Genomic DNA, 19,900 nt, shown 5'->3' on the forward strand with positions numbered 1-19,900 from the left:
GCCGTCGTGATCGCGTCACGGCGGCCTCCGGCGTAAGTCGGCTTGTATCACCCGATGGTGCGAATCGGTCCCGGCGCGCCGTCGCGGGCCGCCCGACTCGCTAGCGTGACGGGGATGACGGGTGTGAAGGTCGTCCCCCCGGCGGCCCGCGTGTACATCGGCTGTACCCTGCTCGCCGCCGGCGCGTGCGTCCTGCCCGCGCTGCGCCCCGGCGCGCCCTGGGAGTCGATCGCGCTCCTCGCCGCCCTGTACGCGCTCTGCGAGCTGCCCGCCCGCTGCCCCCTCCTGGGCCGCGCGCTCGGCGGCTCCGTCCCGATGGGCACCGGCTCCTTCTTCCCCGTCCTCCTCGCCGCCGCGCTGCTCCTGCCGCCCGCCGCCGCCGCGCTCACCGCCGTGCCCGGCAGCCTCCTCACCCGCGTCGAGGAGCCCCCGGCCACGCCGCGCCGCGCCTGGCGGGCCGCCGCCACGGCCCTCGCCGCCTGGGCCGCCGCCCACGCCGCCGGGGCCCTGGGCGGCCCGGCCGCCCTCGGCCACGACCGGAGCGCCCCCGACCTCCCGTACGCGCTGCTGCCCGCCGGCGCCGCCGCCCTCGCCTTCTGCCTGGTCCTGACCGCCCTCGACGGCGGCATCCGCGCCACCGCCGACGGACTGCCCGCGCGGGCCGCCTGGCACGGCCTGCTCGGCCGGGCGCTCGCCCCGCACGCCGTGCACGGCCTCGCCGGGCTGATGATGGCCGTCCTGTGGCGCAGCAGCCACGGGCCGGTCGCGGGGCTCTTCGTGCTCCTGCCCATGTACATCTCCTGCTGGGTCTTCGCCCAGTACCACCGCGAGCGCGCCGCCCACCGGGCCACCATCCGCGCCCTCGTCCAGGCCGTCGACATCAAGGACCGCTACACCCGGGGCCACAGCGAGCGCGTCGGCCACGCCTCCGTCCTCATCGCCCGCGAACTCGGCATGCCCGAGGACCGGCTCGACGCCGTCCGCTTCGCCGGCATCCTGCACGACGTGGGGAAGCTGGGCGTGCCCACCCGGGTGCTCCGCAAGGACGGGCCCCTCACCCCCGAGGAGCGCCGGGTCATCGAACTGCACCCCGAGTACGGACACGAGATCGTCCGGGGCATCGGCTTCCTCGACGAGGCCCGGGCCGCGATCCTCCACCACCACGAACGCATGGACGGCAGCGGCTACCCCTACGGCCTGCGCGGGGAGCAGATCCCCGAGTTCGCCCGGATGGTCGCCGTCGCCGACGCCTTCGACGCCATGACCTCCAACCGCTCCTACAGCCGCGCCCGGCCGGTGCCCGTCGCCGTCGCCGAGCTGGAGCGGTGCGCCGGCACCCACTTCGACCCCCGGATGGTCGGCGCCCTGGTCCGGGCCCTGGACCGGCACGGCTGGCGGCCCGCCGTCACCGCCGACGAGACCCCGTCCGGCGGGGGCGTCCCCAAGGCCCGGGAGGCGTCCGCCCCGTCCTCGTCCTCCGCGTCCTCCACCCCCTCGGAAGAGCGCGCGTGAGGCCCGGCACCGCCACCGTCGGCGCCGTCCGCGCGGCCGCCCTGCTCCTCGGCCTCACCGCCCTCGGCGCCACCCTCTGGCACGGCGTCGAGCAGCCCGGCAACGCGCTCGCCTTCGGCGCCCTCGTCGCCCTCGGCGAGCTGGCCCGCCGGGGCGCCGCCCCCGGCGAGCGGGAACCCGCGCCGCTCGCCGCCGCCGGAGCCCTCGCGTACGCCCTGCTCGGGCAGAGCGCCGGGAACGCCACCACCCACGGCGTCCTCCAGACCGTCGCCGTCGTCACCGCCGCGGGCCTCGCCGGGATCGTCCCCCACCTCGCCCGGGGCCGGACCCCGGGCCCCGACCACCTCGCCCGCCGCCTCCTCACCGTCGGCTTCGCCGCGCTCTGCTTCCAGCCCCTCTACAACTCCGGCGCAGTCGTCCGGCACCTCGGCGAGGGACCCCCGTACGCCCTCTTCCTCGGGCTCCTGCTCGTCCTGACCGCCCTGTGCGACGCCGTGCTCGCCGCCCTCCTGCTCCGCGCCCGTACGGGATTCCCGTACGGGCCCCTCCTCCGCGACGAGCTGCGCGCCCTCCCCGGCATCGGCTCCGCCGTCTGCGCCACCGGCGCCGTCATGGCCCTCGGCGTCGCCGCCGCCGGGCTGTGGGCCCTGCCCGTGCTCGCCGTCCCGCTGCTGCTCACCCACGTCTCCCACCGGCGGTACGAGGCCGTGCGCACCGTCAACCGGCAGACCATCGCCTCCCTCGCACGGGCGACCGAGGTCGCCGGCTGCACCCCGCCCGGCCACGCCCACCGGGTCGCCGCCCTCAGCGCGGCCGTCGGACGCGAGCTGGGCCTCTCCGGGGCCGAGCTGACCGTCCTCGAACACGCGGCGCTCATGCACGACATCGGCCAACTCTCCCTCGTCGACCCGGTCGAGGGCGGCGCCACCGCCCTCCTGCCGGCCGAGGAGCAGCGCCGGATCGCGCTCCTGGGCGGCGAGGTCGTCCGCAGGACCGGGGTCCCGCCGGCCGTCGCCGTGATCGTCGAGCGGCAGGCCGACCCGTACCGCGAGCAGCCGCTGCCCGCCCGGATCGTCCGGACCGTGAACGCCTACGACGACCTGACGAGTGCCGGGCCGGGAACCGGGGCAGGAGGGGGAGCGGGCGCCGTCCTGGACGCCCTGGAGCGGCTCCGGCTCGGCACCGCCCGGGACCACCACCCGGACGTGGTCGAGTGCCTGGCCAGGGTCCTGGCCCGGGGCGGGGCCGCCGGGATGACCCCGGTCGTCCCTGGGTAACCCATGGGTAATGAGCGCGCGTCCGACCGGGCATGGTTGGATGCGAACAAGAGGGTGAAGCGACCGGCAGGCGGGAATCGTGAAGATCTTCGGGAAGGTACGGCATCGGCCCTCCGCCTCGTGGCGGCAGGCCACCGACCGCGCGTTCACGCTGATCGGCGACGGCCGGTACGAGGACGCGGGCGCGCTCCTGACGCGGGCGGCGGACCTGGAGCCCTGGCTCTCCGAGTCCTGGTTCAACCTGGCGCTGCTGCACAAGTTCCGGCACGACTGGGAGCAGGCCCGGGCCGCCGGGCTGCGCGCGGTCGCCCTGCTCGACAAGGAGACCGGCGCTCCCGACTGGTGGAACGTCGGCATCGCCGCCACCGCGCTCCAGGACTGGCCGCTGGCCCGCCGCGCCTGGCAGGCGTACGGACTGCGGGTGCCCGGGGCCGCCTCCGGCACGGGCGAGCCCGCCGGCATGGACCTGGGCAGCGCCGCCGTCCGGCTCTCGCCCGAGGGCGAGGCCGAGGTCGTGTGGGGCCGCCGGCTCGACCCGGCCCGGATGGAGGTGCTCTCCATCCCGCTGCCGTCCTCCGGGCGCCGCTGGGGCGAGGTCGTCCTCCACGACGGCGTGCCGAACGGCGAGCGGACCACCACCGCCGGACCCTCCTACCCGGTCTTCGACGAGATCGAGCTGTGGGCGCCCTCGCCCGTCCCCACCTGGGTGGTCCTCCTGGAGGCCGCCACCGAGGCCGACCGGGACGCCCTGGAGCAGTTGGCCGCCGAGGCGGGCTTCGCCGCCGAGGACTGGTCGTCCTCCGTGCGGCTGCTCTGCCGCGCCTGTTCGGAGTCGACCATGCCGAGCGCCGAGGGCGAGGGCGAGCACTCCGACCCGCACGACCACAGCGAGCCGGGGCACCCCGGGCCGCTCGGCCACCGCTCGCCCGGCGAGCTGTGGGTGCCGGAGCGGGAGTGCGGCATCGCGGCCCCGGCCGGGCTCGTGCGCGGACTCCTCGACGGCTGGGTCGCGGACAGCCCGGACAGCCGCGAGTGGCGGGATCTCGAAGAGGTCTGCTGAGCGGCCCGTCCCTTCCCCGTAGGCTGTCCTCCGACGGAATCGGGTTTTCAGGAAGGCGCGGCCGGACATGGCGCAGCAGGAGACGGACGAGCAGACGCAGATCAACGACGGCTTCGTCGTGGACACGGAGGACTGCGAGGCGCGCGAGCTCGCCCACCGTGAACGCGGCAAGGCCCGCCCGATCACGGTCGTCGGCAACCCCGTGCTGCACAAGGAGTGCAAGGACGTCACCGAGTTCGGCGACGAGCTCGCGGCGCTGATCGACGACATGTTCGCCAGCCAGAAGGCCGCCGAGGGCGTGGGCCTGGCCGCGAACCAGATCGGCGTGGACCTCAAGGTCTTCGTCTACGACTGCCCGGACGACGAGGGCGTCCGGCACACCGGCGTCGTGGTCAACCCGGTGCTCCAGGAGCTGCCGGCGGACCGCCGCGTCCTGGACGAGTCCAACGAGGGCTGCCTCTCCGTGCCGACCGCCTACGCCGAGCTGGCCCGCCCGGACTACGCCGAGGTCCACGGCAAGGACCCGCAGGGCAACCCGATCAAGGTCCGCGGCACCGGCTACTTCGCCCGCTGCCTCCAGCACGAGACGGACCACCTGTATGGCCGCCTCTACATCGACCGCCTCTCCAAGCGGGACCGCAAGGACGCCCTGCGCCAGATGGAGGAGGGCACCCCGCGCTACGAGACGGTCCCGAACGACTGATCCACGCGCGCGTGCACACGCGGAAGGGCCCCGCACCGATGCCGGTGCGGGGCCCTTCCCGTACGTCCTAGAAGTCCTCGTCCAGGTCCACCGAGCCCTCGACCGCCACCTGGTAGGCGGACGGGCGGCGCTCGAAGAAGTTGGTCAGTTCCTGGACGCCCTGGAGCTCCATGAAGGAGAACGGGTTCTCCGAGCCGTACACCGGGGCGAAGCCGAGGCGCTGGAGGCGCTGGTCGGCGACGCACTGGAGGTACTCGCGCATCGACTCGGTGTTCATGCCCGGCAGGCCGTCGCCGCACAGGTCGCGGCCGAACTGGAGCTCCGCCTCCACGGCCTCCTTCAGCATGTCGGTGACCTGCTGCTGGAGCGCGTCGTCGAAGAGCTCGGGCTCCTCCTTGCGGACGGTGTCCACGACCTCGAAGGCGAAGTTCATGTGCATCGTCTCGTCGCGGAAGACCCAGTTGGTGCCGGTCGCCAGGCCGTGCAGCAGGCCCCGGGACCGGAACCAGTACACGTAGGCGAAGGCGCCGTAGAAGAACAGGCCCTCGATGCACGCCGCGAAGCAGATCAGGTTCAGCAGGAAGCGGCGGCGGTCGGCCTGGGTCTCCAGGCGGTCGATCTTCTCGACCGAGTCCATCCAGCGGAAGCAGAACTGCGCCTTCTCGCGGATGGAGGGGATGTTCTCGACGGCGTCGAACGCGGCGGCGCGGTCGTCCGGGTCGGGCAGGTAGGTGTCGAGCAGCGTCAGGTAGAACTGGACGTGCACGGCCTCCTCGAAGAGCTGCCGGCTCAGGTAGAGCCGCGCCTCGGGGGAGTTGATGTGCTTGTAGAGCGTCAGGACCAGGTTGTTCGCCACGATCGAGTCGCCGGTCGCGAAGAAGGCGACCAGGCGGCCGATCATGTGCTGCTCACCGGGGGTGAGCTTCGCGAGGTCGGCGACGTCCGAGTGGAGGTCGACCTCCTCGACGGTCCAGGTGTTCTTGATCGCGTCCCGGTAGCGCTCGTAGAAGTCCGGGTAGCGCATGGGACGGAGGGTGAGTTCGAAGCCCGGGTCGAGCAGGTTCTTCTGTTCGGTGGAGCTCATTACTGGCAGGCCTCGCAGGACTCGGGGTTCTCCAGGGAGCAGGCGACCGCGTCGGGGTCGGCGACCTGCTGGACGGGGATGGGCGCGGCGGCCGCCGTCGACGCCTGGGCGGCGCGGGCGATCCGGGTGGCCGGGCGGGAGCGCAGGTAGTACGTCGTCTTCAGGCCCTGCTTCCAGGCGTACGCGTACATCGACGACAGCTTGCCGATGGTGGGCGTCTCCAGGAACAGGTTCAGCGACTGCGACTGGTCCAGGAACGGGGTGCGGGCGGCGGCCATGTCGATCAGGCCGCGCTGCGGGATCTCCCAGGCCGTGCGGTACAGCTCGCGCACCTCGGCCGGCACCCAGGTGAAGCCCTGCACCGAGCCGTTGGCGTCGCGCAGCGCCTCACGGGTCTGCGCGTCCCACACGCCGAGCTTCTTCAGCTCGTCGACGAGGTACGAGTTGACCTGGAGGAACTCGCCCGACAGCGTCTCGCGCTTGAACAGGTTGGAGACCTGCGGCTCGATGCACTCGTACACGCCGGCGATCGAGGCGATCGTCGCGGTCGGCGCGATGGCGAGGAGGAGGCTGTTGCGCATGCCGACGGCGGCGATCCGCTCGCGCAGGGCCGTCCAGCGCTCCGGCCAGTTCAGTTCGACGTCGTAGTGGTCGGGGTGCAGCACGCCGCGGGCGGCGCGGGTCTTCTCCCAGGCCGGGAGCGGGCCGTTGCGCTCGGCGAGGTCGGCGGAGGCCTCGTACGCGGCCAGCATGATCCGCTCGGCGATGCGGGTGGAGAGCGCCCGCGCCTCGGGGGAGTCGAAGGGCAGCTTGAGCTGGAAGAAGACGTCCTGGAGGCCCATGGCGCCCAGGCCGACCGGACGCCAGCGGGAGTTGGAGCGGCCCGCCTGCTCGGTCGGGTAGAAGTTGATGTCGACGACCCGGTCGAGGAAGGTGACGGCCGTGCGGACGGTCTCGTCCAGGCGCTCCCAGTCGATGTCCGAACCGACCACGAACGCGCCGAGGTTGACCGAGCCCAGGTTGCAGACCGCGGTCTCGCCGTCGTCGGTGACCTCCAGGATCTCCGTGCAGAGGTTGGAGGAGTGGACGGTGTGGCCGGGCTCGGCGGTCTGGTTGGCCGTCCGGTTCGAGGCGTCCTTGAAGGTCATCCAGCCGTTGCCGGTCTGGGCCAGGGTCCGCATCATCCGGCCGTACAGGTCGCGGGCCGGCATCGTCTTGCGGGCCAGGCCGGCCGCCTCGGCCCTGCGGTAGGCGGCGTCGAACTCCTCGCCCCACAGGTCGACCAGCTCGGGCACGTCCGAGGGGGAGAACAGCGACCACTCGGCGTCGGCGTTCACGCGGCGCATGAACTCGTCCGGGATCCAGTGCGCCAGGTTCAGGTTGTGCGTGCGGCGCTGGTCCTCGCCGGTGTTGTCGCGGAGCTCCAGGAACTCCTCGATGTCCGCGTGCCAGGTCTCCAGGTAGACGGCGGCGGCGCCCTTGCGGCGGCCGCCCTGGTTCACGGCGGCGACGGAGGCGTCGAGGGTCTTCAGGAACGGCACGATGCCGTTGGAGTGCCCGTTGGTGCCGCGGATCAGCGAACCGCGGGCGCGGATGCGGGAGTACGAGAGGCCGATGCCGCCCGCGTGCTTGGAGAGGCGCGCGACCTGGTGGTAGCGGTCGTAGATGGAGTCCAGCTCGTCCTGGGGGGAGTCCAGGAGGTAGCAGGAGGACATCTGCGGGTGGCGGGTGCCGGAGTTGAAGAGCGTGGGGGAGGACGGCAGGTAGTCCAGGCGGCTCATCAGGCCGTACAGCGCGGCCACCTCGTCGAGCGCGCGGACGCTGTCGTCCTCGGCCAGGCCGCAGGCGACGCGGAGCATGAAGTGCTGCGGGGTCTCGATCACCTTGCGGGTGATCGGGTGGCGCAGCAGGTAGCGCGAGTAGAGGGTGCGCAGGCCGAAGTAGCCGAAGCGGTCGTCGCCGGCGCGGTCGATCGTGGTGTCGAGGCGGTCGGCGTGGAGCGCGACGAACTCGGCGGTGCGGTCGGCGATCAGGCCCTCGCGGTGGCCGACGGCCACCGAGGAGGAGAAGTTCACCGAGCCCTGGGAGGCGGCCTCGTCCGCGATGGTGATGGTGAGGAGCCGGGCGGCGAGCCGGGAGTACGCCGGGTCCTCGGCGATCAGACCGGCGGCCGCCTCGGTGGCCAGCTCGCGCAGCTCCGCCTCGTCCGCGGCGGCGCTGCGGCCGCGGAGCGCGGCGGCGGCGACCCTGCCGGGGTCGGTGTCGGGGAGATCGGCGGTGAGGTCGGTCAGGGTCCGCAGCAGTACGGTCCCGGGGCCGTCGCTCTCGACCGCGGAAGCCTCGGCCGAAGCCGGATCGGCGGGCGCGATGGTCACGTGGGGGCTCTCCCTCGCTCGGCTCGGGGCCTCGGCGGGGGAGGGCGGACGGGCGGGCGTCCAGGCATGACGCGCCGCGTCCACCGGCCCACTCCGCGAGGCCCGGACGTCTGTGGCACCCGGAACGGAAGGACCGGGCGCGCTGTCGGCAGGTGTTCGGACTCACCCCGGACGAAACCGCACGAAGTACACCGTTGCGGGACAGTTCCGGATTCGCGCCGGATTCCCCTGCGTCGACAGCGAGGACGAGCATACATGTGGGGGGCGCCACTCGTGGCACCCCCCACATGTTGTGTCGCCCCCTGGACGGGACTTGGGCTCAGAAGTCCAGGGAGTAGGTGCGCAGAGAGTGATCGGGGATGGGCTCCCAGTCCCGGTGCGGAGTGCGGACGAAGCCCATCCGCTCGTAGATCCGGTGCGCCGCGGCCATCTCGGCGCCCGTCGAGAGCACGATCCGGGCGCACCCCGGCAGGGCCCGCGCCCGGTCGACACAGGTCCGTACGAGCGCCTCCCCGATGCCCCGGCCGCGGGCCTCCCGCGCGACCGCGAGCATCCGGAACTCGGCCTCGCCGGGCACGGCGATGTCGGCCCACGGGGTGCCGCCCCGGGCGAAGGTCACGCCGCCGACGATCCGGCCCGCCGCGTCCCGGGTGTCCTCCGCGACGAGGACCTCGCTCTCGCGGGCCCGGCGCGCCGTGTCCCGCAGCAGCTCCAGATAGGAGTCCTCCGCCCCGTGCGCCAGCAGTCCGTCGTCCAGGTAGGTGCGTCCGGTCAGCTCGCCGAGCACCTCGTACTCCTCGGGCCGTACGGCCCTGATCGTGAAGTCCATGGGGGAAGTGTGCCTGCCGGTGACGCGACGGGGCCCGGGGCCTCCTGGTGGAGGTCCCGGGCCCTTTCCTGCGGGTGGCGTCAGTGCGTCGGCGCGGTGACCTTCTCCATCTCGACCTGCACGCCGGGGTCGCCGGCGTCGGCCGTGTAGTCCGACGGGGAGGTCTCGTCGACGCCCTCGGGGGCCTTGAGGGCCTTGAGGACGAAGGTGAGGACCACGGTGACCAGGACGTTGAGGACGAAGGCGGTGAGGCCGATGTAGCCGATCTCGCCGATGCCGGGGATCTCGGCGGAGGAGCCGCCGAAGTGCTTCTGGGTCGGGCTGGCGACGCCGTAGGCGGCGACCGTGCCGTAGACCATGCCGACGGCCCAGCCCGCGAGCAGCGCCCAGCGGTGGAACCAGCGGGTGAACAGGCCGCCGACCAGGGCCGGGAAGGTCTGGAGGATCCAGATGCCGCCGAGGAGCTGGAAGTTGATCGCGACCGTCTTGTCCATGGTGAGGACGAAGGCGAGCGCGCCGACCTTGACCAGGAGCGAGACGATCTTGGAGACCTTGGTCTCCTGCGCCGGGGTGGCGTCCTTCTTGATGAAGTCCTTGTAGATGTTCCTCGTGAAGAGGTTGGCCGCGGCGATGGACATGATCGCGGCCGGGACGAGCGCGCCGATGCCGATCGCGGCGAACGCGACGCCCGCGAACCAGTCGGGGAACATGGTCTCGAAGAGCTGCGGGATGGCGAGCTGGCCGTTCTTCACCTGAATCCCGGCGGCGATCGCCATGAAGCCCAGCAGCGCGAGCAGGCCCAGCATCAGGGAGTACAGCGGCAGGATCGTGGTGTTGCGGCGGATGACCTCGCGGCTCCGGGACGACAGCGTCGCCGTGATGGAGTGCGGGTACATGAAGAGCGCGAGCGCGGAGCCGAGCGCGAGCGTCGCGTACGTCCACTGGCCGGCCTCGCCGGGGACGAGCGCGCCGCGCGGCTTGCCGGTCGCCGGGTTGGTCTGCGCGTACGCCTCGCCCGCCTTGGCGAAGATCTCGTCGAAGCCGCCCAGCTTGATCGGGATGTAGATGATCGCCACCGCGATGACGATGTAGATCAGGGTGTCCTTGACGAAGGCGATGAGCGCGGGGGCGCGCAGGCCCGAGGAGTACGTGTAGGCCGCGAGGACGCCGAAGGCGATGAGCAGCGGCAGGTCCTTGACGAACCAGTGGGTGTCCTCGCCGCCGCCGACGCCCATCACGTCCAGGACGGCCTGGATGCCGACCAACTGGAGCGCGATGTACGGCATGGTGGCGAGGATGCCGGTGACCGCCACCGCGAGCGACAGGCCCTTGGAGCCGAAGCGGCCCCGGACGAAGTCGGAGGTGGTCACGTACCCGTGCTTGTGCGAGACCGACCACAGGCGCGGCAGGAAGGTGAAGATCAGCGGGTAGACGAGGATGGTGTACGGCACGGCGAAGAAGCCGGCCGCGCCCGCCGCGTAGATGGCCGCCGGGACGGCGACGAAGGTGTACGCGGTGTAGAGGTCGCCGCCGAGCAGGAACCAGGTCACCCAGGTGCCGAAGGACCGGCCGCCCAGGCCCCACTCGTCGAGGCTGTGCTCGTTCTCGGCCTTGCGCCAGCGCGCGGCCAGGAAGCCCATGACCGTGACGGCCACGAAGAAGAAGACGAAGACGCCGAGCGCCACGCCGTTCACGCCGTCCTTCATCGCGCGTCACCCCCCTCGCGGGACCGCTGGTCCCGCTGCCACAGCTTGTACGCGATCATGGTGAGCGCGGTGGAGACCAGCACCCAGAGCATCTGGTACCAGTAGAAGAAGGGGATGCCGGCGAAGAGGGGTTCGACCTTCGCGTAGGAGCCCACCCAGAGCATCGCCACGAACGGGGCGACGAGGCAGAGCGCGATCACCACCCGCAGGGGGGTGATGGTCGGTTGTTTCCCTTGTGCCACTTCTGACATGGCGATTCCGTCCCCTCGCTGATCACCTCGGTAATGCTGGGGAAATCTAGGGGACGCGTCCGCTTCATGGAACCCCCGTCCGCATAACGGATGCGTTTTGTCGGAAGCGGTCCTCTTTGGTCGTCCGCGGTGCCGAGGGACGGGAATACGACATTCCCGGAAACGCGAAACGGCCGCACCCGCCGGGGGCGCGGCCGTCGCGCGGGATGCGCGTGGTCGCTCAGTCGTGGGGGCGCCGGAGGCGGGCCACGAACTTGTACCGGTCGCCGCGGTAGACGGACCGCACCCACTCCACCGGCTCGCCCTGCGCGTCCAGCGAGTGGCGGGAGAGCATCAGCATCGGCAGGCCCACGTCCGTACCGAGCAGGCCGGCCTCGCGCGGAGTGGCGAGGGAGGTCTCGATGGTCTCCTCGGCCTCGGCGAGGTGCACGTCGTAGACCTCGGCGAGCGCGGTGTAGAGCGAGGTGTACTTGACGAGAGAGCGGCGCAGGGCCGGGAAGCGCTTCGCCGACAGGTGGGTGGTCTCGATCGCCATCGGCTCCCCGCTGGCGAGCCGCAGGCGCTCGATGCGGAGCACCCGGCCGCCGGCCGAGATGTCGAGCAGCCCGGCGAGGGTGTCGTCGGCGGTGACGTAGCCGATGTCGAGGAGCTGCGAGGTGGGCTCCAGGCCCTGGGCGCGCATGTCCTCGGTGTACGAGGTGAGTTGCAGCGCCTGGGAGACCTTGGGCTTGGCGACGAAGGTGCCCTTGCCCTGGATGCGCTCCAGGCGCCCCTCGACGACCAGCTCCTGGAGGGCCTGGCGCACGGTGGTGCGGGAGGTGTCGAACTCGGCGGCCAGCGTCCGCTCCGGCGGGACGGGCGTGCCGGGCGGCAGGGTCTCGGTCATGTCGAGCAAGTGCCGCTTCAGCCGGTAGTACTTGGGCACGCGCGCGGTACGGGTGGGCGTCCCGCTCTCTGTCTCCGTGCTGCCCGCGTCCGTGGCCATGGCCTGCCTTCCCGACTCCTGTGCTGTTGCCGTCACCGGCTCCTCCGTCTGTCGCGGCTCACATGGTGGCACGCTTGCCGTACCACCACGGTTTCTCCTGCCGATCCGTGCCGCTCCGGTGGGGCGTCGGCGGACCGCCGGCGAGGAGGAGTCGTTCCCTGCTTCTTATACACCGTGATATCCCCCGTTGGTCTAGGCCATTCCGGCCGAGAGGTGAGAGGCTTCTTCCGGCGGAACGGAGGGGATCCTCCGGTCCGCCGGGGCGCGCACGGCGTCTCGGGGAGGGCGGCGACTGGCGTGAATCCGGCGGTCGTGGCCGGGTGTCGACCAGATGTCGGTCCGATAACGGACGCCCTTACCCGTCTTGCGCACCCTTGACACCCAAAAAGGTCTAGGCCAAGCTCCGAGTACTGGTCTAAACCATTAAAGACCAGGTCCCAGCCCCACGAGCATTACCCGACGTATGTCTTCGCGCGGTGGGCAGGGGGGTTGCAGGCATCCCTGAGGAGGGTGGCGTGAAGCGCAAGCTCATCGCGGCGATCGGCGTCGCGGGCATGATGGTCTCCATCGCTGCATGTGGTTCCGACAGCGACAAGGCCAAGGACGGCGACAAGGGCACGGCCGGGGGCAACAAGAACCTGACCGTCTGGGTCATGGACGGCTCGGCGCCCGACGCCTGGATGGCCGAGGTCAACAAGGCGTTCGAGGCCAAGCACCCCGGCGTCAAGGTCAAGGTCGAGAAGCAGGTCTGGAACGGCATCCAGGAGAAGGTCACCACCGCCCTCTCCGAGGACACCCCGCCGGACGTCCTGGAGCTCGGCAACACCCAGACCGCCGGCTACGCGGTCACCGGCGGTCTCGCGGACCTGAGCGGCGACAAGGCCACGCTCGGCTACGACGGCTGGAACAAGGGCATGGTCGCCTCCAACGAGTTGGACGGCAAGCTCTACTCCGCCCCGTGGTACGCCGCCAACCGCGTCGTCATCTACGACAAGGCCGCCTTCAAGAAGGCCGGCGTCACCCCGCCGAAGACCCGCGCCGAGTGGATCGCGGGCCTGAAGAAGCTCAAGGCCTCCGACCCGAAGTCGCAGGCGATCTACCTGCCCGGCCAGTCCTGGTACGTCCTCGCCGGTCTCATCTGGGACGAGGGCAGCGACCTCGCGGTCAAGGACGGCGACAAGTGGAAGGGCAACCTGTCCTCCCCCGAGGCCGTCAGCGCCATGAACTTCTACAAGGAGCTGGCGTCCTACTCCACCGCTCCGAAGGACAAGGACGAGGCGACCCCGCAGCAGTCGACCGACGTCGTTCCCAAGGGCGGCGTGTCGTCCTGGATCGGTCTCGGCTGGGAGGCCGGCGGCGCGATCGACGCCATGAAGAAGGCCGGCAAGACGGCCGACTTCGGCTACTTCCCGATCCCGGGCAAGACGGCCGACAAGCCGGGCTCCGTCTTCCTCGGCGGCTCCAACCTCGCCATCGCCGAGCGCTCCCAGAACAAGGAGCTCGCGAAGGAGTGGCTGGCCCTGGCCGCCGGCAAGGAGTACATGACGAAGTACGCCGCCGCCACCGAGGGCGCGCTGCTTCCGAACACCGACGCCGCGCAGTTCAAGCCGGCCGCCGGCTCCTTCGCCGAGGCCATGGCCGCCTCCTCCGTCTCCGGCAAGGTCACCCCGGTGACCCCGGGCTGGGCGAACGTCGAGACCGCCCCGAACCCGATCAAGGACTACATGAGCAAGGTCCTGAAGGGCGAGGACGCCAAGGCCGCCGCCGAGGCCGCCGACAAGGTCATCAACGAGCGCATCAACCAGCAGTGATCCGCGACCCCGGTGGTGCGGCCGTGCGACACCGGCCGCACCACCGGGGTTCCGCAGCGACCAGTGGCCCGCTCCCCAGGGCCGCGACCCGGTGGGCGCGGGAGCCCCAAGACCGCGAGGAATAAGACCATGACCGTGGACTCCCCGGGGACGGCGGCCGCCGTCACCCAGGACGCGCCCGGAAGGGCGGCAGGGACGTCTCAGACTCCCCCGCCGGCCTCTTCCGGCCCGAAGGAAGTCCTTCAGCCCTCGCGCGGGAGACGCTCCCTGCCCAGCGGGCTGCTGCCGTACCTGCTCGTCGCACCGGCCCTGCTCACCATGGCCGGACTGCTCCTCTACCCGTTGATCCGCAATGTGATCCTCTCCTTCCAGTCGCTCAACCGGAAGGAGTTCATCACCCGCGAGACGGTGTGGACGGGCTTCGACAACTACACCAACCTGCTGGGCGACTCGCAGTTCTGGACCGTCGCCCTCCGCTCCGCCGTCTTCACCGCCGTCAACGTCGTGCTCATCATGGTCATCGGCACCGGCATCGGCCTGCTCCTCGACCGCCTGGGCAAGAAGATGCGGCTGGTGCTCTCGCTGTCCCTCGTCCTCGCGTGGGCCATGCCGATCGTCGCCTCCGTGACCGTCTTCCGCTGGCTCTTCGACGAGCAGTTCGGCGTCGCCAACTGGATGATGCGCACGCTCGGCTTCTCCGGCTACGAGCAGCACAACTGGTTCGAGACCGGCTTCTCGACCCTCACCATCTCCCTGATCCTGCTGGTCTGGGGCTCCATCCCGTTCGTCGCCCTCAACATGTACGCCGCCCTGACGACCGTCGGCACCGAGCTGTACGAGGCCGCCAAGATGGACGGCGCGAGCGGCTGGCGGACCTTCTGGGCCGTGGTCTTCCCGAACCTGAAGTCCTTCTTCATGATCACCACGTTCCTGGAGATCATCTGGATCTTCAAGGCGTTCACGCAGGTCTACGCGATGAACCTGGGCGGCCCCAACCGCGCCTCGGAGACCCTCCCCGTCTTCGCCTACATCGAGGGCGTCGGCCAGTTCCACTACGGCGTCGCCGCGGCCATCTCGGTCCTCACGATCGTGATGCTCGTCGCGATCATGTCCTTCTACTTCCGCCTGATCCTGAAGGAGGAGGACGAGCTGTGAGCGCCACCGCCCCCGCCCCCGCCCCGCAGAACGCCGCCGCCCCGCTGGGCGCCCCGGCCTCCGCCCCGCAGAAGCTGCGCACCCGCAAGAAGCTCACGGCCGGCGCGGTCGTCAAGAACGTCGTCGCGCTCGTCGTCGCGGCCGTCTTCGTCTTCCCCGTCTACTGGATGTTCTCGTCCTCGCTGAAGCCGCAGCACGAGATCCTGACGAAGGACCCGGTCTTCTTCTTCAAGCCGACCCTGGAGAACTACGGCACCTCCACGAGTGTCGACCTGTTCTGGACCTACGTCCGCAACAGCCTCACCGTCACCCTCGGCGCCGTGCTCCTCGCCCTCCTGGTCGCCCTCGCCGCGAGCTTCGCGCTCGCCCGGATGAGGTTCAGGGGCCGCAAGGGCATCATCCTCGTCGTGATGATGGCGCAGATGGCCCCCTGGGAGGTCATGGTCATCGCGATGTACATGATCTCGCGCGAGAACGACCTCCTGAACAGCATCCCGATGCTCACCGCGATCTACTTCGTGATGGTCCTGCCCTTCACCATCTGGACCCTGCGCGGCTTCATCGCCGCCGTCCCGGTGGAGCTGGAGGAGGCCGCCCAGATCGACGGCTGCACCCGCGGCCAGGCCTTCCGCAAGGTCATCTTCCCGCTGCTCGCCCCGGGTCTGATGTCGACCTCGATCTTCGGCTTCATCACGGCCTGGAACGAGTTCGCGATGATCCTGATGCTCAACAAGGACCGGGAGTCGCAGACCCTGACCCGCTGGCTGACCGAGTTCCAGACCGCCTTCGGCAGCGACTGGGGCGCCACCATGGCCGCCTCGACCCTCTTCGCGCTCCCCGTGCTGATCGTCTTCATCTTCGTCCAGCGCAAGGCCGTCGGCGGCATGACCGCCGGCGCGGTGAAGGGATAACGGATCCCCATGACGACACTGGTACACGGCTCGGACACCCTGACGCGTGACGCGCTCACGGTCCTCCAGCCCGGCTTCGTCGGCACCACCGCCCCCGACTGGCTGCTCCGCCGCATCGGCGAGGGCCTGTCGTCGGTCGGCCTCTTCGGCCGGAACATCGTCACCCCCGAGCAGCTCACCGCGCTCACCGCGCAACTGAGGGCCGAACGGGACGACGTCCTCGTCGCCATCGACGAGGAGGGCGGCGACGTCACCCGCCTGGAGGTCAAGCAGGGCTCGTCCTTCCCCGGCAACTACGCCCTCGGCAGCGTCGACGACGTCGAGCTCACCCGGGCCGTGGCCCGCGAGCTCGGCCGCCGGCTCGCCCAGTGCGGGGTGGACCTCAACTGGGCCCCCTCCGCCGACGTCAACTCCAACGCCGAGAACCCGGTCATCGGCGTCCGGTCCTTCGGGCCGGACCCGGACCTGGTCGCCCGGCACACCGTGGCGTACGTCGACGGCCTCCAGGGCGTCGGGGTCGCGGCCTGCACGAAGCACTTCCCCGGACACGGCGACACCAACGTCGACTCGCACGACGCGCTGCCCCGGATCGATGTGGACCTCGCCACACTGCACGCCCGTGAGCTGGTGCCTTTCCGCGCGGCCGTCGCCGCGGGTACCAAAGCGGTCATGAGCGCGCATATCCTTCTGTCCGCGCTCGACCCGCACCGCCCGGCCACCCTGAGCCCGCAGATCCTCACCGGTCTGCTGCGCCAGGAGCTGGGCTTCGAGGGGCTGATCGTCACCGACGGCATGGAGATGCAGGCCGTCTCGGCGACGTACGGCATCGAGCGCGGATCCGTCCTCGCCATCGCCGCGGGCGCCGACGCCATCTGCGTCGGCGGCGGGCTGTGCGACGAGGACACCGTGCTGCGACTGCGCGACGCGCTCGTCAACGCGGTACGGACCGGTGAACTGCCCGAGGAGCGGCTGGCCGACGCCGCGGCGCGCGTGCGCGCCCTGGCGGTCTGGACCCAGGCGCACCGGGCCAGGGGGGCTGGATCGGTGCCGGGCGCGGCAGTGCAGGAGGGGACCGCGCCCGGTGCCGACATCGGACTCGTCGCCGCCCGCCGGGCCCTGAGGGTGACCCGCGGGGAGCGCCCGTACACCCCGGTCACCAGCGCCCCCTACGTGGCCTCCTTCACCCCGGTCGCGAACTTCGCCGTCGGCGACGAGACCCCCTGGGGGATCGCCGCCGAGCTGGAGCGCCTGCTGCCCGGCACGGAGACCGGCTCGTACGACGAGACCACCGCGGACACCGCCCTCGCGGCCGCGGGGGAGCGGCGCGTCGTGGCGGTCGTACGCGACCTCCACCGGCACCCGTGGATGATCCGGGCCCTGGACGGCCTGCTCGCGGCCCGCCCCGACACCGTCGTGGTCGAGATGGGCCTCAACGAGGCGGAGCCCCGCGGGGCCCTGCACATCGCCACGCACGGCGCGGCCCGGGTCTGCGGCCGCGCCGCCGCCGAGGCCGTCGTCGGAACCGGCGCCTGACGGCAGCCCCGGCCGCCCGTACGCGAAGGGGCCCGGCACCCGCCCTCGGGTGCCGGGCCCCTTCACGCTGTCACCGCGGGCTCCGGAGGGTTCAGATGCCCTGCCAGGCGGGCTTGTCCGCGAAGGTGTGGCGGAAGTAGTCCGCGAGCTTCAGCTTGGAGGCGGCGGCCTCGTCCACGACGACCGTGGCGTGCGGGTGGAGCTGGAGCGCGGAGGCCGGCACGAGCGCCGCGACGGGGCCCTCGACGGTCTGCGCCACGGCCTCGGCCTTGCCCTCGCCGGTGGCGAGCAGCACCAGGTGGCGGGCCTCCAGGATGGTGCCGATGCCCTGGGTGATGACGTGGTGCGGCACCTGCTCGATGTCGTCGTCGAAGAAGCGCGCGTTGTCCACCCGGGTCTGCTCGGTGAGCGTCTTGATCCGGGTCCGGGAGGCGAGCGAGGAGCACGGCTCGTTGAAGCCGATGTGCCCGTCGGTGCCGATGCCGAGGATCTGGAGGTCCACGCCGCCGGCGTCGCGCAGGGCCCGGTCGTAGTCCTCGCAGGCCGCCTGGACGTCCTCGGCGGAGCCGTCCGGCCCCATGAAGGCCTCCGGGGAGAGCCCGAGCGGCTCGACGACCTGCCGGAGCACGGTGGAGCGGTACGACTCCGGGTGCCCGGCGGGCAGGCCGACGTACTCGTCCAGTTGGGCGATCCGGGCCCGCGAGGCGTCCACCGAGCCGGCCTTGACCCGGGCGGTCAGGGCGTCGTAGATGGGCAGCGGAGTCGAGCCGGTGGCCACGCCGAGCAGCGCGTCCGGCTTGCGGCGCAGGAGGTCGGCGATGCCGTCCGCGATGAGCTCTCCGCCCGCCTTGGCGTCCTTGACGATGACAACTTCCACGCTGTGCCTGCCGATCTGGTGAGGGGCTGGGAAGGGGTCCGGTGGTATAGACCAATCTAAGGTCAAATCTAGCAGAGGAGAGGCTCCTCTCCCATGCCGTTCCGCCCCCCGGACGGCCCCGCTCCCATCGTCTGCCGCACCCGCCTCGTCAGCCACTCGGACCCCGGGCGCGCGGCCCCGGCGCTCAGGTCGGCGAACCTCCCGTGGCGTCGATCGCGGCTCAGGTCGGCGAACCCCCCGTGGCGTCGATCGCGGCTCAGGTCAGCGAACCCCCCGTGGCGTCGATCCAGGCCCCCGTCACCCACCGCGCGTCGTCCGAGGCCAGGAAGGCCACCACGTCGGCTATCTCGGCCGTGCTTCCGATCCCGCCCAGTGCCGAGTACCCCGCCGCCCGCGCCCTGGCCTCCTCGTCGCCCTCCAGCCACGCCGTGTTGTCCGTCGCCACGATCCCGGGCGCCACCGAGTTGACCGTGATCCCGCGCGGGCCCAGCAGCTTCGACAGATCCCGGGTGAGGACGTCCAGCGCCCCCTTCGACATCGAGTAGGCGATCAGGTCCGGCAGCAACGCCGTCCTCGTCAGTCCCGTCGACACGTTGACGATCCGGCCGCCGTCCCGCAGCCGCTCCGCGCCGAGCCGCGCCAGGAAGAACGGCGCCTTCGTGTTCACCGCGAAGACCCGCTCGAACTCCTCCTCGGTGATCGTCGCGAAGGGGTTCGACGCGCCGATCCCCGCGTTGTTCACCAGGATGTCCAGCCCGTCCGCCCGTGCGTCGAAAGCCGCCCAGAGCGCCGTCGCGTCCCCCGGCACCCCCAGCTCCTGGCCGAGCGCGAACGCCTCGCCGCCGGCCGCTTCGATCGCCGCGACCGTCTCCTTCGCCGCCGCCTCGTTCGTCCCGTAGTGCACCGCGACCCGCGCCCCGTCGCGCCCCAGTCGCTCGGCGATCCCGCGGCCGATGCCCCGGCTGCCGCCCGTGACCAGGGCCGTCTTCCCGGTCAGCTTCCCCGTCGTCCTCACGTCGAGCACGTCCATGGCGACGCCCCCCTCATATCTGTAGCGGTCGCTATGTAAAGACCGTACCCCACTTCCTTAGCGCGCGCTATAGAATTCACTCCATGGTGACGAGACAGCGCGGCCGCCCCCGCTCCTTCGACCGGTCCACGGCCCTGGAGCAGGCCACGATGGCCTTCTGGGAGCACGGCTACGAGACGACCTCCGTCTCCGACCTCACCCGCGCCATGGGCATCAGCGCGCCCAGCCTCTACGCGGCCTTCGGCGACAAGAAGACCCTCTTCGAGGAGGTCGTCGAGACGTACGTGCTCTCGCACGGGGCCTACGGCGGCCGCGCCTTCGCCGAGGAGCCGACCGCCCGGGACGCCGTCGGCCGCATGCTGCGCGAGGCCGCCGGACTCTTCACCGGGTCCGGCCACCCCCGCGGCTGCCTGGTGATCTCCGCCGCCACCAACTGCTCCACCCCCGAGGTCGAGGAGGCCCTGCGCGACCGCAGGAACGCCAACCTGGCCTTCTTCGAGGACCGGATCCGCCGGGACGTGGAGTCCGGCGAGCTTCCAAGCGGCACCGACCCGCGCGCCCTCGCCCGCTTCAGCGGCGCCGTCCTCCAGGGCATGTCGCAGCAGGCCCGCGACGGGGCGACGGCGGAGGAACTCGCGGCGGTGGCCGAGGCGGCCATGCGCGCCTGGCCGGCGGGGGAGGCGGGGGAGTAGGCCTCCGGTGGCGGGTCCGGCTGGGCCCCCGGCCGCGGGTCCGGCGGCGATCCCGGCGAGGCCCCGGAAACACCCGCGGGCCGCGGCGCCCGGCGGGACCCTCAGCCCG

Annotated in this window: 17 protein-coding genes and 1 riboswitch; of the genes, 9 read left to right on the forward strand and 8 right to left on the reverse strand. The window is 71.7% G+C overall.

The genetic code is table 11. The features are described from left to right. Positions 1-123 precede the first annotated feature (123 nt). The 4 genes from ACFYNX_RS03010 to def all read left to right on the forward strand — a co-directional run bounded on the left by ACFYNX_RS03010 (position 124) and on the right by def (position 4,552). Positions 124-1,512: an HD-GYP domain-containing protein gene (locus tag ACFYNX_RS03010; RefSeq protein ID WP_388657824.1), complete on the forward strand. Its 1,389-nt coding sequence runs from the start codon at positions 124-126 to the stop codon at positions 1,510-1,512. Beyond that, entirely contained in the window at positions 1,509-2,789 is a 1,281-nt protein-coding gene (locus tag ACFYNX_RS03015) for an HD-GYP domain-containing protein (RefSeq protein WP_388657013.1), read from the forward strand. The genes ACFYNX_RS03010 and ACFYNX_RS03015 overlap by 4 nt, the downstream gene beginning before the upstream one ends. Before the next feature lie 79 nt (positions 2,790-2,868). Then, the gene (locus ACFYNX_RS03020) at positions 2,869-3,849 is read left to right on the forward strand and encodes a hypothetical protein (RefSeq protein WP_125658568.1); all 981 of its coding nucleotides are present in this window, start codon (positions 2,869-2,871) and stop codon (positions 3,847-3,849) included. A 67-nt stretch (positions 3,850-3,916) separates the two neighbouring features. Next, the gene (gene def, locus ACFYNX_RS03025; protein ID WP_388657016.1) at positions 3,917-4,552 is read left to right on the forward strand and encodes a peptide deformylase; all 636 of its coding nucleotides are present in this window, start codon (positions 3,917-3,919) and stop codon (positions 4,550-4,552) included. 67 nt (positions 4,553-4,619) lie between these two features. Here def and ACFYNX_RS03030 read toward each other — a convergent pair whose 3' ends face one another. From ACFYNX_RS03030 to ACFYNX_RS03055, 6 genes are all read right to left on the reverse strand, one after another. Beyond that, a complete protein-coding gene (locus ACFYNX_RS03030) occupies positions 4,620-5,636 on the reverse strand; it encodes a ribonucleotide-diphosphate reductase subunit beta (RefSeq protein ID WP_125658574.1) in 1,017 nt (338 codons plus the stop codon). Further along, positions 5,636-8,011 (reverse strand): ribonucleoside-diphosphate reductase subunit alpha, encoded by a 2,376-nt coding sequence (locus tag ACFYNX_RS03035; RefSeq protein ID WP_365541255.1) that lies wholly within the window; start codon positions 8,009-8,011, stop codon positions 5,636-5,638. The genes ACFYNX_RS03030 and ACFYNX_RS03035 overlap by 1 nt, the downstream gene beginning before the upstream one ends. A 129-nt stretch (positions 8,012-8,140) precedes the next feature. Further along, positions 8,141-8,281, reverse strand: a riboswitch (cobalamin riboswitch). Between the two features lie 49 nt (positions 8,282-8,330). Then, positions 8,331-8,840: a GNAT family N-acetyltransferase gene (locus ACFYNX_RS03040; protein ID WP_388657020.1), complete on the reverse strand. Its 510-nt coding sequence runs from the start codon at positions 8,838-8,840 to the stop codon at positions 8,331-8,333. 80 nt (positions 8,841-8,920) lie between these two features. Beyond that, positions 8,921-10,546, reverse strand: a complete 1,626-nt coding sequence (mctP, locus tag ACFYNX_RS03045; RefSeq protein ID WP_365541259.1) for a monocarboxylate uptake permease MctP — start codon at positions 10,544-10,546, stop codon at positions 8,921-8,923. Beyond that, entirely contained in the window at positions 10,543-10,797 is a 255-nt protein-coding gene (locus tag ACFYNX_RS03050; protein ID WP_125658586.1) for a DUF3311 domain-containing protein, read from the reverse strand. Before ACFYNX_RS03050 ends, mctP begins: the two co-directional genes overlap by 4 nt. 220 nt (positions 10,798-11,017) lie before the next feature. After that, positions 11,018-11,782, reverse strand: coding sequence for a GntR family transcriptional regulator (locus tag ACFYNX_RS03055; RefSeq protein ID WP_125658612.1), 765 nt, complete (start codon positions 11,780-11,782; stop codon positions 11,018-11,020). Positions 11,783-12,297: 515 nt separating this feature from the next. Here ACFYNX_RS03055 and ACFYNX_RS03060 point away from each other — a divergent pair. From ACFYNX_RS03060 to ACFYNX_RS03075, 4 genes are all read left to right on the forward strand, one after another. Further along, on the forward strand, positions 12,298-13,593 hold the full coding sequence (locus tag ACFYNX_RS03060) for an extracellular solute-binding protein (protein WP_388657024.1): 1,296 nt from the start codon (positions 12,298-12,300) through the stop codon (positions 13,591-13,593). 129 nt (positions 13,594-13,722) lie between these two features. Continuing rightward, positions 13,723-14,748: a sugar ABC transporter permease gene (locus ACFYNX_RS03065; protein WP_365541263.1), complete on the forward strand. Its 1,026-nt coding sequence runs from the start codon at positions 13,723-13,725 to the stop codon at positions 14,746-14,748. Between the two features lie 74 nt (positions 14,749-14,822). Further along, positions 14,823-15,659 carry a carbohydrate ABC transporter permease gene (locus ACFYNX_RS03070; protein ID WP_260606505.1) on the forward strand — a complete coding sequence of 279 codons (837 nt, stop codon included), beginning with the start codon at positions 14,823-14,825 and terminating at the stop codon, positions 15,657-15,659. Between the two features lie 9 nt (positions 15,660-15,668). Beyond that, a complete protein-coding gene (locus ACFYNX_RS03075; protein WP_388657027.1) occupies positions 15,669-17,192 on the forward strand; it encodes a glycoside hydrolase family 3 protein in 1,524 nt (507 codons plus the stop codon). 91 nt (positions 17,193-17,283) lie between these two features. Here ACFYNX_RS03075 and nagB read toward each other — a convergent pair whose 3' ends face one another. Together nagB and ACFYNX_RS03085 are read right to left on the reverse strand one after the other, a co-directional pair. After that, positions 17,284-18,069, reverse strand: coding sequence for a glucosamine-6-phosphate deaminase (nagB, locus tag ACFYNX_RS03080; RefSeq protein ID WP_388657030.1), 786 nt, complete (start codon positions 18,067-18,069; stop codon positions 17,284-17,286). A 256-nt stretch (positions 18,070-18,325) separates the two neighbouring features. Continuing rightward, positions 18,326-19,099 (reverse strand): SDR family oxidoreductase, encoded by a 774-nt coding sequence (locus tag ACFYNX_RS03085; protein WP_388657033.1) that lies wholly within the window; start codon positions 19,097-19,099, stop codon positions 18,326-18,328. A gap of 83 nt (positions 19,100-19,182) precedes the next feature. On the opposite strand from ACFYNX_RS03085, the gene ACFYNX_RS03090 reads away from it, so the two are divergent. Next, entirely contained in the window at positions 19,183-19,791 is a 609-nt protein-coding gene (locus tag ACFYNX_RS03090) for a TetR/AcrR family transcriptional regulator (RefSeq protein WP_388657035.1), read from the forward strand. Positions 19,792-19,900: the final 109 nt, after the last annotated feature.

The sequence above is a fragment of the Streptomyces sp. NPDC007872 genome, assembly GCF_042868165.1.
Taxonomy (GTDB): Bacteria; Actinomycetota; Actinomycetes; order Streptomycetales; family Streptomycetaceae; genus Streptomyces.